The organism is Peribacillus sp. TH16 (assembly GCF_016651095.1).
GTDB classification, from domain to species: Bacteria; Bacillota; Bacilli; order Bacillales; family DSM-1321; genus Peribacillus; species Peribacillus butanolivorans.
The window spans coordinates 1,963,518-1,979,078 of record NZ_JAEKEM010000002.1 but is presented as its reverse complement, the minus strand read 5'-3'; the positions used below and the strand labels follow the sequence as shown (position 1 = coordinate 1,979,078).

General features: G+C 40.5%; 12 protein-coding genes. 3 read left to right on the top strand and 9 right to left on the bottom strand.

Annotation, left to right across the window (positions count from 1 at the left end):
• Positions 1-233: 233 nt before the first annotated feature.
• The 5 genes from JFV29_RS09615 to JFV29_RS09595 all read right to left on the bottom strand — a co-directional run bounded on the left by JFV29_RS09615 (position 234) and on the right by JFV29_RS09595 (position 4,654).
• Positions 234-1,154 carry an EamA family transporter gene (locus JFV29_RS09615; protein ID WP_201182808.1) on the bottom strand — a complete coding sequence of 307 codons (921 nt, stop codon included), beginning with the start codon at positions 1,152-1,154 and terminating at the stop codon, positions 234-236.
• A gap of 292 nt (positions 1,155-1,446) precedes the next feature.
• Positions 1,447-1,794: a hypothetical protein gene (locus JFV29_RS09610; protein ID WP_201182806.1), complete on the bottom strand. Its 348-nt coding sequence runs from the start codon at positions 1,792-1,794 to the stop codon at positions 1,447-1,449.
• Between the two features lie 13 nt (positions 1,795-1,807).
• Positions 1,808-2,338 carry an NAD(P)H-dependent oxidoreductase gene (locus tag JFV29_RS09605; protein ID WP_201182804.1) on the bottom strand — a complete coding sequence of 177 codons (531 nt, stop codon included), beginning with the start codon at positions 2,336-2,338 and terminating at the stop codon, positions 1,808-1,810.
• 18 nt (positions 2,339-2,356) lie between these two features.
• Complete coding sequence (locus tag JFV29_RS09600; protein ID WP_397443443.1) at positions 2,357-3,961, bottom strand: DHA2 family efflux MFS transporter permease subunit; 1,605 nt, start codon at positions 3,959-3,961, stop codon at positions 2,357-2,359.
• Between the two features lie 54 nt (positions 3,962-4,015).
• Entirely contained in the window at positions 4,016-4,654 is a 639-nt protein-coding gene (locus JFV29_RS09595; protein ID WP_201182799.1) for an HlyD family efflux transporter periplasmic adaptor subunit, read from the bottom strand.
• A gap of 412 nt (positions 4,655-5,066) precedes the next feature.
• Between JFV29_RS09595 and JFV29_RS09590 the strand changes: the two genes are divergently transcribed.
• A complete protein-coding gene (locus tag JFV29_RS09590) occupies positions 5,067-5,480 on the top strand; it encodes a MarR family winged helix-turn-helix transcriptional regulator (protein WP_201182797.1) in 414 nt (137 codons plus the stop codon).
• A 59-nt stretch (positions 5,481-5,539) separates the two neighbouring features.
• On the opposite strand, the gene JFV29_RS09585 is transcribed toward JFV29_RS09590, so the two are convergent.
• From JFV29_RS09585 to JFV29_RS09570, 4 genes are all read right to left on the bottom strand, one after another.
• Complete coding sequence (locus tag JFV29_RS09585; protein ID WP_201182795.1) at positions 5,540-6,631, bottom strand: FUSC family protein; 1,092 nt, start codon at positions 6,629-6,631, stop codon at positions 5,540-5,542.
• Between the two features lie 367 nt (positions 6,632-6,998).
• On the bottom strand, positions 6,999-11,471 hold the full coding sequence (locus tag JFV29_RS09580; protein ID WP_201182793.1) for a glutamate synthase-related protein: 4,473 nt from the start codon (positions 11,469-11,471) through the stop codon (positions 6,999-7,001).
• A gap of 333 nt (positions 11,472-11,804) precedes the next feature.
• Entirely contained in the window at positions 11,805-13,094 is a 1,290-nt protein-coding gene (locus JFV29_RS09575; RefSeq protein WP_056522175.1) for a glutamate-1-semialdehyde 2,1-aminomutase, read from the bottom strand.
• Positions 13,095-13,238: 144 nt separating this feature from the next.
• Positions 13,239-13,559, bottom strand: a complete 321-nt coding sequence (locus tag JFV29_RS09570; protein ID WP_201182791.1) for a hypothetical protein — start codon at positions 13,557-13,559, stop codon at positions 13,239-13,241.
• A 151-nt stretch (positions 13,560-13,710) separates the two neighbouring features.
• On the opposite strand from JFV29_RS09570, the gene JFV29_RS09565 reads away from it, so the two are divergent.
• Both JFV29_RS09565 and JFV29_RS09560 read left to right on the top strand, forming a co-directional pair.
• A complete protein-coding gene (locus JFV29_RS09565; protein WP_053344498.1) occupies positions 13,711-14,718 on the top strand; it encodes an ABC transporter ATP-binding protein in 1,008 nt (335 codons plus the stop codon).
• A gap of 48 nt (positions 14,719-14,766) precedes the next feature.
• The gene (locus JFV29_RS09560; protein ID WP_056522169.1) at positions 14,767-15,558 is read left to right on the top strand and encodes an ABC transporter permease; all 792 of its coding nucleotides are present in this window, start codon (positions 14,767-14,769) and stop codon (positions 15,556-15,558) included.
• Positions 15,559-15,561 lie beyond the last annotated feature (3 nt).

Sequence of the window (15,561 nt, the reverse complement as noted above, 5' to 3'; positions counted from 1 at the left end):
AGAGCAGATCATTTCGCAGTAGTGCAATGGTCTCTTTTTTATTTAAAAACTATCACAATAAGTGTAAAGCTCCCAAATTGTTAAAGTCGTTCATGATGTAATTTGCATACTAAAAGAGCATCGGTAATCGATGCTCTTTATTGTTGAATTTTCAGCTGTTTTAAATGTGAAAAGTAAAACAAAAAAGTAATTTAGCCTGCAATACTTCCAGTTAAAAGAACCTGCTATATTCATTAGGATACTCTTTTTTCGTGCGAAGTCCTTTTACTATTAGGAAGAAATCTAGTGAGATGCTTTATCCCCTCAGGTAATGCAATTCCGATAATAATCAAGAACATTCCGAACCACTGCAGGGATGTAACTTGTTCATCTAGGAAGATAACCGAAACGACCATCGCGGAGGGCAATTCTGCCGCACAAAGAATCGTGCCAAGCCCGACACCAACTTTCGGCATACTGACAGCAAAGAAAAAGAAAGGAACAAGGACACCCAACGTGCCAAGCAGTAGACCATAATACCATAGGTTTGTTTGAACCAGATTTGTTACAAGTGTGATAGGGTTAGTAGTGAATACAGCAGTCAGCATCGCCCCTGTTGCAATGAAAAACAACCGCTTCATGGAAGATTCTCCAACGGCGAACTGAGAGTTACAATACATATAAAGAGCAAAAAGTAACGCCGATAAAAGGCCAAACAATACTCCTTTAAAACTAAGTGCAGAGAGAGGCTGGCCAAAAATTGCTCCTGCTAATAACGTACCGATAAATAGAACGAAAATGGCAATGAGTTTATTTTTATCCGGACGTCTTTTATTTATAAAGCTTTCGATTAGGACGCCGATCCAGGTAAACTGAAATAAAAATACCACGGCTATCGAAGCTGGAAGCTCTGATACTGAGACGGCATATGCCTTCCCGACAAAAGTGGACATCATCCCTGTGAATAAAAGTAATCCGGCACTTTTCCATGAAACTTTATATTTAAACGAAAAAAGAAATAAAACAGAGACAATCAGCCAGCCGACCAGGTATTGACTTCCGACTAATTCTCCGGAAGAATGGCCGTCCATGAATCCAAACTTAATCATAGTGGATAATGTACCGTATGAGATGGAGCCGATTAAAACCATTATGGAATACTTCAATAGTTGCATAATTTTTCACCCCTATAAAAATAAAAATCGCCACCTGCCTAAAGGGCAAGTGACGAACGAAAAAAGGAAATCCTTTTAAAATTCCGTCTCTCAACAAAAGCTGAGTTTAAAAATGATGGTGTTGCATTACCTTAGCTTAAAGTCTCTGTGAATAATTGTCAACCAGAAAAAAAAGTAAAGTAAACTCGTCGATGGGTAAGCTTAAGGCGACAACAGCCCTTTAGATTCCCTTATACTCTGAATTATAAAATAAGATCCCCACATGGTCTAACGCCAATGTGAGGATCTTATTTTATTTGCCATTTTGCTGAATATCCTCTAACGTGCCGCGATATTCTTCATCCTTCATTTTGCGAACGGTTGGATTGTTTTCTTCAGATGAATCATCGTTTGAGTTCAGTTGACTGTGAAGATTAGAAAGCACCAAACGATAATCATCATCCTTCATTTTCAGTTCATCCCTGTCCTTTTGGACAATGATTTCGGTACTAAGGTCAATTTCTGGGGAAAAAGCGGACTCTTCTAAAGAGTGCTCTTCCTCAACGACCGGCTTCTCATCAGGGGATAACGCTTTGATATTAAAAGTAATTAAACCCGTAACCGCTAAAATGGCAACGATAATAATTAGAATTATGCCCATTGAATCAAGCCTCCTAGAGCTCGTTTATGAATGATCGGGTGACATGGGCAACCCGTTTTCCTAATGCTTCTCCAAGCTGGAAGTCCTTTGTGGTGATGCTGTCATCCACGCCGGGTGGGCAGCTGATTCCCACACCATAATAAGACCCGTATAATGCGTTTTCAGGAACAGTACCAGGTAAACCGACAATGATCATCCCCTGATGAAGCATCGGAGTAATCAAGTTCAGCATCGTAGCCTCCAGCCCGCCATGTAAGGTAGCCGTAGTACAGAATACAGCCCCGACTTTATTGATCAGTGTACCTTCCGCCCATAGATAGCCTAGTTTATCAATCCAGGTTTTCAGACTCGAACTGATGGTTCCGAAATGTCCGGGACAGCCCCAAATGATGGCGTCCATTTCTGGAAGCTTATAAACATCCGCCTCGTTTACATGATCAATTAGAACTTCAGCTCCAGGAACCATAGCGGCTCCATGAGCGATTGCTTCGGCAAGTGCCTTCGTGTGGTTGCCTTCACTGTCGTATATAACATAGATCTTCATTCTTATCCCCCTATTTGGTTAAACTGATTTTTTTACTGGTGAAGGCAATAAAGGTACATCCATTTTCTTTTGTTTAGTTTGTTTAAATGTTTTGTCCTTCCGAACGTCACGCAAAAAAAGTGAGAGAACAATGCCGACAACTGCAAAGCCTGTTGCCCAAAAGAAAGCATCATTGATTCCCATTACGTTTGCTTGACCCTGGATTTGGGTGGAAATCAGTGACATTGCGGTTTCCTGTGCCTGTTCGCTAGTTTGATTCATGGAACTCATGATGGATTGAACCATTGATTGGAAATTTTGCACAAAACCAGGGTCACTACCACTCATATCCGTTCCTAAAGTGATGCCATGAAAAGAAGCACGAGTTGTATAAATGGTCGTAACAAAGCTTGTTCCGATGGCCCCGGTTACTTGTTTCACCGTATTGCTCATCGCAGTACCATGTGTATTCAGATGCTTTGGAAGCTGATTCATCCCAGCTGTCATAATTGTCATCATCAGTAAAGACATTCCAAGAGAACGAATGGCATAGAAGATAACCAAAGTCGAATAGGTCGTCTCTGTAGTCAGGTTTGCGAATTCAAAGGTTGTGATTGCTGTAATAATCAAACCAACAAGTGCTAATGGACGAGGTCCGACTTTGTCAAATAAAGCTCCCGAAATAGGAGACATCACCATCATCACAAGTGCTCCCGGTAACATCAATAAACCAGATTGAACAGGTGTGAATCCCCTTAGCGTTTGTAAATAAATCGGCAACAAGAAAATACCGGTAAACATCGCCACCGTCACGATAGCTGAAATAATATTTGATAAAACGAACATATCGTACTTAAACACACGGAAATCGAGCATCGGTGTATCCGATTGTAGCTGCTGAACTACAAATAGGGTAAGAAGGAGAAGCCCAACGATGATGGTTCCTAGAACGATAGCGTCTAACCAGCCTTTTGAACCTGCTTCACTTACACCGTATAGTAGGGATGCTACACCTATCAGAGATAAGGATGCACCTAATATATCCAATTTGATTTTCTTGGGTTCTGCCACATTGCGCATATTTAAAAAGGCTAGTGTCATGATGATTATGCCAAATGGCACCATTGCATAGAACATGACTCTCCAGCTATATTCCTGTATGACCCAACCAGATAAAGTTGGACCGATGGCAGGGGCAAACATGATAGCGAGCCCAAAGATTCCCATTCCTTTCCCACGCATTTCTGGAGGGAAGATAAAAAGGATGATCGTCATGACTAATGGCTGTAATATCCCGCCACCAGCTGCCTGAATTAACCGGCCGGTAAGAATAACAGGGAAATTTGGTGCAATACCACAGATAAGAGTTCCGACTGTGAATAAAAACATGGCAGCGAGGAATAAGACGCGCGTGCCAAAACGCTCAATTAAAAAAGCGGACAAAGGAATCAATGCCCCATTGACGAGCATGAAACCAGTGGATAACCATTGAATCGTAGTTGCTGCGACATTAAATTCAGCCATCATTCTCGGCATCGCGACACTTAGCAAGGTTTGATTCAAGATGACCATGAACAAGCCAAGCATTAAGATGATTAACATGGGAGCATATTGTTTCATTCCTTTGTTTTCATTTACTGAGATTGTTTGAGGAGCCATTTAAGCCAACCTCCTTTCTGTAAACCTGAGTTGGCAAGATTATTTTGTTGATATCTTCACTTCGGCGTTCATGCCTGGTAATACTTTATCGGAAGGAGCCTTAATGGAAATTGTAACTGGAACCTTTTGAGTGACTTTTGTATAGTTCCCGCTACTATTTTGGTTACCCATCACTGAAAAGACTGATGTGGTTGCGTAACCGATTTGTTCTAATGTACCCTCGAAAACCGTATCGGGATCTCCATCGATGATAATATCGACGCTATCACCCTTTTCAATGTTTTTCAGTTTATTTTCTTCAATATTAGCTGTTATCGATAGTTCTTCCATATTTATGGTCTGTGCAAGAGTTTGACCTGCTTGGACAAGTTGATCCTCTAATACCTGTGTTTTAACAACTGTACCTGGAGCTGAAGTTTTTACAGTTTGGTCACCTTCTACCGTTGCTACTTTAGCCACTTTATTGTCTTTACTGACAATGTCGCCTTCTTTTAGGTCCCAATCTGTTAGTTTTCCAGAAGCAGGAGCTACGATCGTATATAAATCTCCTGTAACTTTTGCTTCATCTGTTTTGATGAAATTCGTGCTTTCATAATAGTAATAAGCCCCTCCGCCTACAACTGCCAAAATAACCACTAATCCAATGACATTGATTAAAATTAAACGTCCTTTATTCACGTGTTCTTCGCCTCCAAGAATTTTTGATAATGATTCAATTGAATTGCTCTAAAAAATTGCCACACAATTTGTTGCAGATCCTTCTATAAAAAACTGACGTGACCTAATTAACACCTGCCTTCTATGTTTATAGCATATTAGTTAAGTTTAATAAATATTAATTTTTATAAGTATTAATATTATTAAATAAAAAGTTTACCAGTTTACTTAATTTTTGTCATGTAATATATTCGGAGTTACTGATGGTAAATAAACCCTAATGGGAAAATTGAGGGGAAGAACTGCGGCTTTAAGGATAAAAGATGAGTAGATTTGACAATACTTTATCATTTATTTAAATTTAAGGTAGGATTGTCCTATATAAGGAGTGAGAAGGCTGGATTTTAAATGGGAAGTAACCAATAGTGTAGAAATGCAGATTTTTCGAATCAGGAAGAAACTTCGGAATATTGTTGTCAAAAATCTTCAGCCTTATGGATTGACTTCGCCTCAATTTTTCATATTGATGATATTAAAGCGAGAAGGGTCAATTAAATCAACTCAACTGGCTGACTTTTTGACGGTGAAGCCGAGTGCGATTACTGTTTTTGTAGATAAATTGGTCGAAATGGATTATGTGAAACGGCAGCCTTCAGAAAAGGACCGCAGAGTCATTAACCTTGAATTAAAAAAGGGCGGGGAAGAAATTTTGGGTAAAGTCCTTGCGGAGCATAACCGATTAATGGGTAAGAACTTTAACACATTCTCAGAGGATGAGATGCAGGATTTATTAATGAAATTGGATAGGCTTGAAAAGGCAGCAGATCAACACCTTTTGGAAGATTGAATAGAAGTACAATAAATAGAAAAACGAAAAAAGACGGTTCCGAGGAACCGTCTTTTTAATTAATCTTCTTCATATTGGACAGAGATTTCATTGTCATCCTTATGGAAGGACTGGAAGCTGACAATCAACTTTTCAAGATGCTCCAATTGTTCGTCATACTCTATGACGGCTGAAATCAACGGTACAAGGCGGGCAGAAAGATGGCCCAAGTTATCATGCATTTCGTCCACTTGATTTTGCTGTTCAAAAAAGTGGGCAAGAAGCTCTTTACGACTTAAGCAATCCTGATCCCAATCTTCAATTTCCTCAATCGCTTTAATTTTTTCGATATGCAGTAATATCAGCTGCTCATGCTTACGAATTAGGGAATCAAGCTGCTGTAAGATACTCCGTTGGAAATCTTCCGGCATTTGATAAAGTTCATTCTCGAATTTATGAATTCTCTTCAAAGTTTCAAACGCCTTTTTTGTGGTGATAATCATTTGCCGATATACAACTAGCTTCCTGGCTTTAGCAACACTGTTCTTTTTGAAATATTCACGTTCCTCTTTGTACATGGAATAGATATGTTCTAGATCAAGTAACTCTTCTTTTAACCTGCTGATGTCTTTTTTCAATAATATGTGTTCAGTAGCATGTCTTGTGCTAATTCGAATCCATTTTAAAATATCTTCCGTCACATCTGTTATGCGTGTATAAAGCTTTGCTTCATACTTAGGTGGGAGAAAAACAAGATTGACGATAAAAGAAGAGACAATCCCCAGTAAAACAGATGAGAGACGAATAAAGGCAAAGTTTAGAAATTCACCTTGCTGACTTTCCATAATGGCAATAACCGTCACGATAGAAAGTACAATCGTTTTATCCATTTTTAATTTTAAATTGATGGTTATGACGACCATCACGGCTAGGCCAATTATAAAAATGTCATTTCCGAATATCAATACGAAGGAAACAGCTACCAACGCCCCGATTATATTTCCTTGTACTTGTTCCAATACCGTTTGATAAGAACGATAAATGGTCGGCTGTATTGCAAAAATTGCAGCAATCCCAGAAAGAACAGGAGCAGGAAGATTAAGTAGTTCCGAAAGATAAAGAGCTAAAACAATCGCTATTCCTGTTTTGAGAATGCGGGCACCAAACTTCATATATAGGTTAATCCTTTCTTTGTAATGTAATAGGTTTTTATAACAAAGGCTCTAGTTATATATAGACTATTGCTTAAAGTTGTATTCTAACTTATTTGTTAGTACTTTACACTAAAATAAGAGGAAGTAAACAAAAAGTAATATACAGGAATTCCCTAAAAGTTACAATGGGTAATTTTAAGTCTAATGTATAAAGAAAATAGAGGCAATTTATCATACGTGTAATTACCTCATATGTCTTTCTCTTCAGGCAGTGTAAATAGAAGAATACTATTGGAAAAAGCTGATGCTCAAAATAAAGAGCATCAGCTTTTTCGATAATATTAAGACTTAAGCTGCCAAGTATCTTTCAAGTGAGAACTTTTTATTACTCAGTGGATACAGCTGGATCCGCTTGTTCTTTAACAGGAACAACTTGAAGGAAATGTTTACTAGGGTGTTGAAGCAAAGTCTCTAGAGAAGTTGCTTCTTCTGTTTGGCCTTGATCTTTTAACAGAGACACGTATTTTCCAAGAAGTTCAGTCACGTCTTGAAGACCTTTTTTAGAAAGCGCCTCAATTGAAATTTTCGCTCCTTTTGCAACCCGCTTTTGAATAACTTCTTTCGTTAATCCAGCTTCAGGTTGTTGACGTAAATAAACCACACCGCCGGTCATCCCTGCACAGATCCATGGACCCGGATCACCTAGAACCAATCCTCTTCCATTTGTCATATATTCAAAAGCAAATCCCTTAATATTGGAAGTTACCGCAATATTTCCAGTTTCTTTTGCTGGAATGGGTTGCTTCAGCAGTCCGCCAATAATCATATCTGCTCCGGAAAGCCGGATTCCTGCCCTGGCATCGGCATCGCCTTGGGCAATAAGGAGACCGTGCTGTGCGCCATATCCGAAGCCTTTACCGACTGATCCATTATAAAACTTTCCGTCTTTCCCGGGAGATTTAAAAATGGCGATATTTCCACCAATCGATGTTTTACCAATTCCATCCTGGGCGCCGCCATTTACGCTAATCGAGATTCCTTCGGTATTGTATGCCCCAAGTCCATTACCTGGAATCGAGCCATCCTGATAGGATAGGTGAACAGGAGGAAGTTTTTTGTATGATCCATCGAGTCTGCCTCGGACCCGGTGGCAGGATACCCGGCTACCGAGTACACGCTGCTCGGATGTGATCGAGCTATAGCTGCGGGATTGCTGCAGTTCTTCCACATGTGAATCCAGGTATTCTGCACCTACAGCAACCTGCATGGAACCCTCGTTCAAATAAGTCGCTTTTTCTTTATTAGAGAATGGCGTTATATCCAGGTTTTTTAATAAATATGTTAAATCCAGTGTTTGTTGACCTTTAACTTGCTGAAGCAAATCAGAGCGACCAACAATATCTTGAAGATTCTTCACACCAAGAGATCCGGTCAGTGCTTTAAGTTCTTTGGCAAACGCAGTGAACATATTCGTTAATCCTTGAACCGCTAAATCAAATTTTCGAGGAACAAAGCGGCGTAGCCCATGTTCTTTTGCTTGGGCTTCCGATTCGATTTGAGTGGCGATTCCAACATGGCATGTATCAAGATGACAGCCACGGCACGTTGTACAGCCAACTGCAATCATCGAAAGGGTTCCAAAGCCGACACGGTTTGCCCCAAGCAACATCAATTTTAATATATCCATCGAGCTTTTTAACCCGCCATCAGCCCAAATTTCAATGTTTTGACGAATCCCGGATTCAAGGAGCGCGTTATGGGCCGCCTTCACACCTATCTCAACTGGAAGACCAACATGTTCGAGGGCATGAATCCGAGCTGCACCTGTTCCGCCATCAAAACCAGAAAGCGTGATAATATCGGCGCCAGCTTTGGCGACACCGACTGCAATCGTACCAATGTTTGGAACAACTGGTACCTTAACGGCGACTTTGGCTTTGTCGTTTGCCGTTTTTAACTCATGAATCATTTGCGCCAAATCTTCAATAGAGTAAATATCATGGTTATTGGAAGGGGAGATTAAGTCAGAACCAATGGTTGCATTCCGGGCTTCCGCAATTTTCGCGGTAACCTTCGAGCCGGGAAGATGTCCGCCCTCACCAGGTTTTGCCCCCTGCCCAATTTTAATTTCTAATAGATTAGAAGAGTTTAAGAGCTCTGCGTTGACACCGAAACGGCCGGAAGCAATCTGCTGTCCGCGGGATTTCGGGTACTTGCCCAGCATATCCTTAATTTCTCCACCTTCACCATTCATACTAATCATACCTAACCGTTCGGCAGCCTCTGCGTACGCCCGGAAAGCTATCTCATTTTGAGATCCAAAGGACATAGAGGCAATGACAAATGGCAGCTCCTGTTCGCCGATAGAAAGACTGACTTCTTCGGAAGGGACAGATGAATCGGAAGCTTTTAAGGATGTTAAATGACGAATCGTTGTCGGATTGGACTCTTCTTGTTCAGTAATTTTTTCGCGATAAGCGTCATAGTCACCGGTTGAAGCAACTTCTCCAATCGATTTCCAAATCCTTGGGAATAAATGAAAGGTTTTACCCATCCGTTCTTTTTCATTATTGTAATCTACCGCACGCTGTATGGCGTCGGCTTTTATTTTGTCAAAGTTATAGTCTAAATCATTTGAACCAAAGAAGTTAGCGATATTTAAATAATTGGCAATTTCCTCATGCAAGCCGATGCTTGAGAAAAGTCGTCCATAGCCGCGTAGTTCATGAATGCCGATGGTGGAGATAACTTTCTCGAGTCCTTTTGTCAATGAGTTATATAGATTGGTAACACCCTTAAGATCATCAGAAGATAAGGATAGGAACATGAAATACGGACTGATTAAGTTGGCTCCAAGTCCATAAGAAACAATGATATCATGCAGGGATCTTAGTGATGCAGAACGTAAAAGAATGGAACAATCCCTACGTTTGCCTGTATTGACTAATGCTTGATCGACTGCTGAAGTGACAAGGTGTGGATCAAGCCAAAGATTTCCGTTTTGATGGGCGAGGGCATCATCCAAAACGAGCAGAGTTTTTCCTTCATCGATTGCGTTAACCGCTTCATCGGTAATTCTGGTTAATGCATCCGGAATACTTTCATCCTCTGTAAAAGTGCTCGAAATAAAATGTACTAGTTTTTGATCTTGATTATATTTAACGAATTGATCGTAGCTAGGCTGCGAAACAATAGAAGAGCATTCATAACCTGTTAATCCTTCAATTAGTAAAGGAGTTAGAAGCTCCGTAACTTTCCCCGCCTTTTTTGCTTCAAATAAAGAAGGTCGTTTCCCAATGATGGTTCTTGTTGAGAAGTGCTCGGTTTCCCGATCCCGGTCGATCGCTGGGTTGGTTACAACGGCGACACTTTCCTTAATGAAATCTGCAATATTTGTCCGCTGAGGATTGAGGGCGGCCAGTGGTGCATCGTGACCTAGTGAACGAATAGGTTCAGCTCCTTTTTCGGCCATCTGTTCGACTAATTGAACATGCTCTCTTTCCCAGCCAAAGGCTTTATATTGGCCGTTATGAATGGCTTGTGTGTTTGTCATGGAGACCACTTTTTCAAAAAACTGTGGCTGTAAGCGAACTAGATCATTGTAAAGAACAAAACGATTATTGAAAAGTTCAAACACCTTATCCTGGAAATCTTTGTAGTTGTACAATTCAATAGAATCGCCGTTCCATTTCAAGCCGACTTTTTCCCCTGGACCCAATGGTTTTGGATCTCCTGTATATTCATTAGAAGAAATGATACCTGGTTCAGAAGTGAACATATAGGATGTTTCCGTTTCAATATTCCAAAGTGGACGCAAGCCTAAAGAGTCGACAGAGAAAACTGCTTCGTCGCCAAAACGAGAGATAATTCCAGCAGGACCCTGTGCAAAATGTCCCCATGCTTCTCGTAAATACGTATATAAGTTTTGTAAGTGTTCAGGATATTCCTTGATTTCATTAATAATTGGAGGGAAAACAAGATCGATTGCCTCAAACAAAGAGTAGCCATGACGACAGATAAATGTTTCAATTGTTTTGTTTAAATCCTGGGAGTCACTCCCGTCTTTTGCGATTGGAACCCCAATCATTTTTGCTTCATCACGCAATTTGGCAATAGTATTGATTTCGCCGTTATGTCCAAGCACACTGAAGGGCTGGACCCTGAAAAAGCTTGATAGAGTATTAGTTGAAAAACGATTGTGTCCTAGGGTCATAGTGGAAGCGGCTAAAGGGTCAGCAAGATCATGGTAATAGGCAGGAAGCGTATCTCCGGCCCCCATTACTTTGTAGACCGCATGATACTGGCTTAGAGAAGCAACATGGATAAAATCACTTTTTTCGATGTCGGAAGTTAGTTCAAAAAGAGCATTGGAAAGCTCCTGGTGGTTTTCGATTGTGGATGAACAGGCAAATTGCCAGAACACTGGGTCTTCTTGAATGGCAATCGGCCCTAATGCTTCAGAACGGTATGCTTTATCTGTTTCGAAGATCAAGGAAAGCCCGTGTTGAAGGAGTTTCTCTTTGACTTCGATTTTCAAATCATTTGCTTCTGTTTTATTGCTTAAAAATAAGTGGCCGACTATGAAGGCATCTTGATCGACGATGCTGGAATCGATATTTTCCGCTTCAAGCTTCTTTTTCCAGAGAGCCCTAGGAATATCAATATGAATACCGGCGCCATCTCCTTCACCATTAATAAAGCCGCAGCGATGGTTCATTTTAACCAAAGCGTCGATACAGGCAAAGATATTTTCGTTGGTTGGGATTTTCTTTTTTTCAATGCAGGAAACAATTCCGCAGGCATCATGTTCTTCTCTGTAAAATTCTTTGAATGAAGCAGGTGTCCATTGTTGAGTCATATGTTTGGCGTGAATAAGGTTTTCCCTTATTTTCTGCCTTTCACCTCCTGTAGCATTTGATTTAACGAGGATAATATTAGTAAACTTAAACAAACGTTTAAGTTATTAATTGATTGAAAGAAATTGTATATAAATGTATTGATATCATATCATTTAAATATTCAGAAATCAATTTTTTATACAATAGATTGGATGAGAGGATGAGTGTCAATTTTATGAAAAAATGCTTTAAAGGCCAATTTCAATGATTTATTTAAAGGAAATAAGAAACCTCCAAGAATGATGTGCATCTTGGAGGTGTATAAAAATTGCATAATTATGCTTTTTTATTTCTTATATTAGGTTTTTGAATGCATGTTCAACCGCTTTTAGAGTATAAGCGATATCATCATCTGTGTGAGCTATTGTCAAGAACCAAGCTTCATATTTTGACGGTGCCAAATTGATGCCTTGGTGAAGCATAAGCTTGAAAAACTTACCGAACATTTCGCCATCCGTGTTTTCTGCCTGCTCATAATTTTCAATTTTTTCTGTTGTGAAGTAGATAGTTAAAGCCCCTTTAAGGCGATTAGTAGTGATAGGGACATTATATTGGCGAGCTGCTTTTAGGATACCTTCTTCGAGGATTTTTCCTAAGCGATCAAGCTCATCGTATAGACCTTCTTCTTTTAGAACTTCTAAGCATGCAATCCCAGAAAGCATGGAAGCTGGATTACCTGCCATCGTTCCTGCTTGGTAGGCAGGTCCGAGCGGTGCTACAGTTTCCATGATTTCTTTTTTACCGCCATAAGCGCCGATTGGAAGGCCTCCACCGATTATTTTTCCAAGGGCAGTCAGGTCAGGCTGAATTCCCAAAAGGTCCTGTGCTCCACCGTACATAAAACGGAAAGCGGTGATAACTTCATCAAAAATAACGAGTGAACCGGCTTCATGAGATAGAGAGATGACTTCTTCTAAGAAGCCAGGGTTTGGCTCGACGATTCCAAAGTTGCCGACAATCGGCTCGACTAGGACACCAGCAATCTCATTGCCCCATTTGTTAAGCGCTTCTTTAAATGGCTCGATATCATTGAAAGGCACCGTGATGACTTCTTGTGCAATACTTTTCGGAACACCAGCAGAGTCCGGTGTTCCAAGCGTGGACGGACCTGAACCTGCAGCTACGAGAACAAGGTCGGAGTGACCATGGTAACAGCCGGCAAACTTGATGATTTTGTCGCGTCCAGTATAAGCGCGGGCCACACGGATGGTGGACATAACAGATTCAGTACCTGAATTGGTGAAGCGGACTTTATCTAGGGATGGAATCGCTTCTTTCAGCATTTTGGCGAACTTGACTTCGTGTTTAGTGGGCGTACCGTATAAAACACCTGTTTCAGCTGCTTTTGTAATCGCCTCTGTTATATGGGGGTGGGCGTGGCCAGTGATGATCGGCCCGTATGCCGCTAGATAATCGATATACTTGTTGCCATCGACGTCCCAGAAGTAAGCTCCCTTGGCATGATCCATGGCTACCGGTGAACCGCCGCCTACGGCTTTATAAGAACGAGAAGGGCTGTTGACCCCGCCGACAATATGCTCCAATGCTTCTTTATGTAAAAGCTCTGAATTACTAAAATCCAATCTAAAAACCTCCTAAAAATACAATCATAATCCTCTTAATCATAGCACTTTTCTGGCCAGAAATCTGGGGTGAAAGGTTGGGAAATAGGGTCTGGCCCCTAATAAAAACGCTGAAACCCTAGAAACAGCAGGCTTCTTCGCATTTTATTTTGTTTGGGAAATAGGGTCTGACCCCAAAACTTCAGTTATAAAGGATAGGATGTTCAGGATGGTGATAGGGTTTTCGATGTCAAAGCTTTGGCGTTTGATTTCACCTTGGGCTTGGTAGAAGATAAGGTGGCCGGTTCCTTTTTCTTCATTAATATGCAAGTGGAAGCTTAAGGGGGTGTTTTCAATCGATCCGGAGGAATCCCTTTGAACAACTTGGCATAATATTTCATCGTATTCATCTTCGTAAAGGAAATCATATCGAAGATCGATAACGACCTTTTCGATTTGGGATAGTAATAATTGTTTAATATTCATAGCATACTTGTCTCCTTTATATATGTATCTCATGCAACGCCAAAATTTGCCCTGAAAATAGTCCTTTGCATCTAGGCATTTTTATTGTCTAAAAAGCTGAGGTTGGATAAACTAATTCATTAGGACAAGAGATTACGGAGGAAATAATAGAATGAGTGATGCAATTCAAGTGAAACAGCTGCGGAAGGAATTTAAGTCGGTATCAAGCCGATCTGGTTTAAAAGGGGCCTTTCGCGATTTACTTACAAGAAATTATAAAATTGTTCCTGCTGTTAACGATATTAATTTTACTGTAAAAAAGGGTGAGATGGTAGCTTATATCGGGGAAAATGGTGCAGGGAAATCGACAACGATTAAAATGCTGACAGGTATTTTAGAGCCAACAGCGGGTGAAATTACGGTAAATGGCATGAATCCACATAAAGAACGGGAAAAGTTCACGCAGACAATCGGGGTTGTATTTGGTCAGCGCTCCCAGCTGTGGTGGGATATCGCAGTCCAAGAATCCTTCCGGTTGCTGAAAAAAGTCTACAAAGTATCAGATGAACAATATAACGACCATATGGAACATGTGATCAAGACGCTCGATATCGGCCCTTTGCTCGACAAACCGGTGCGTAAACTTTCACTTGGTCAGCGGATGCGCTGTGAGCTTGCTGCAGCACTGATTCACAATCCACCGCTGCTGTTCTTAGATGAGCCGACGATTGGACTTGATGTGCTCGTGAAAATGAAAATTCGCGAGTTTTTGAAAGAAATCAATAAAAAATATAACACGACAATCCTTTTGACTACCCATGACTTAGGAGACATAGAGGCTTTGTGTGAGCGCGTAATCATGCTTGATGAAGGCCAGATTATTTATGATGGGGAACTGCAGAGTTTGAAAGATAATTGGGCGGAGGAAAAACAGGTTCACTTTCAATTTATTGAGCCAGTTGAGTTACACGAATTGCAATCCTTACCGCTGCCGTTTACCGCGAACTGGGTATACGATGAAAAACATCAAACTTACATGGCTATGATGAAAGAGGAAAGCGATCATATTTCACAGCTTGTTTCTGCGGTCGTATCACATTTTAAAATTAAGGACGTCAAAATTCATGAAACCTCTATCGAAGAGATTGTTCGTAATATTTATGAAGAAGGCACGGTCTGACTCTCGTACCATTAAGAAACAACGTGTCTGACAAGAAGGGAGAGGACCATGGGGAAATATCTTGCTATGATTCGCATGCGTTTTTTGATGATGCTTGCGTATCGAACGGATTATTATACCGGTATTTTAATTTATAGCATCAATATTGGTGCTTATTATTTCTTATGGAATGCGATATATGGGGATAAAAGCTCCATCGAAGGACTTTCAAGTATGCAGATGACAACCTATGTAGCGGTTGCCTGGATGGCGCGTGCTTTTTATTTTAATAATATTGACCGTGAAATTGCTAATGAAATAAAAGACGGCAAAGTTGCCATCGAAATGATTCGACCTTATAACTACTTAGGCATGAAGACGATGCAAGGACTGGGAGAGGGAATATTCCGTTTCTTCTTCTTTTCCATTCCAGGTATGCTGCTGGTAGCTTTTATTTTTCCTATCGAATTGCCACATGAACCGGCAACGTGGGGAATATTCGGCATTTCCTTGCTGTTCAGTTTCATCATTAATACACAAATTAACTTATTAACGGGAATCACTACATTTTTCTTATATAACAACGCAGGGTTGATCCGGGCAAAAAGAGTCATCATTGATTTATTTTCCGGGCTGTTACTACCAATCAGTTTTTACCCAATATGGGCGCAAGAAGTAATGAAGTATTTGCCCTTTCAAGGGATCAGCTATGTACCAAGTATGATTTTCACAAATGGTTATAGCTCAGGCGATATCGGCATGGCCTTATTACAGCAATTTATTTGGGTCATCATTCTCATAATACCAATTCAGCTTTTATGGATAGTCGCAAAAAAACAGCTGATTATTCAAGGAGGTTGATGA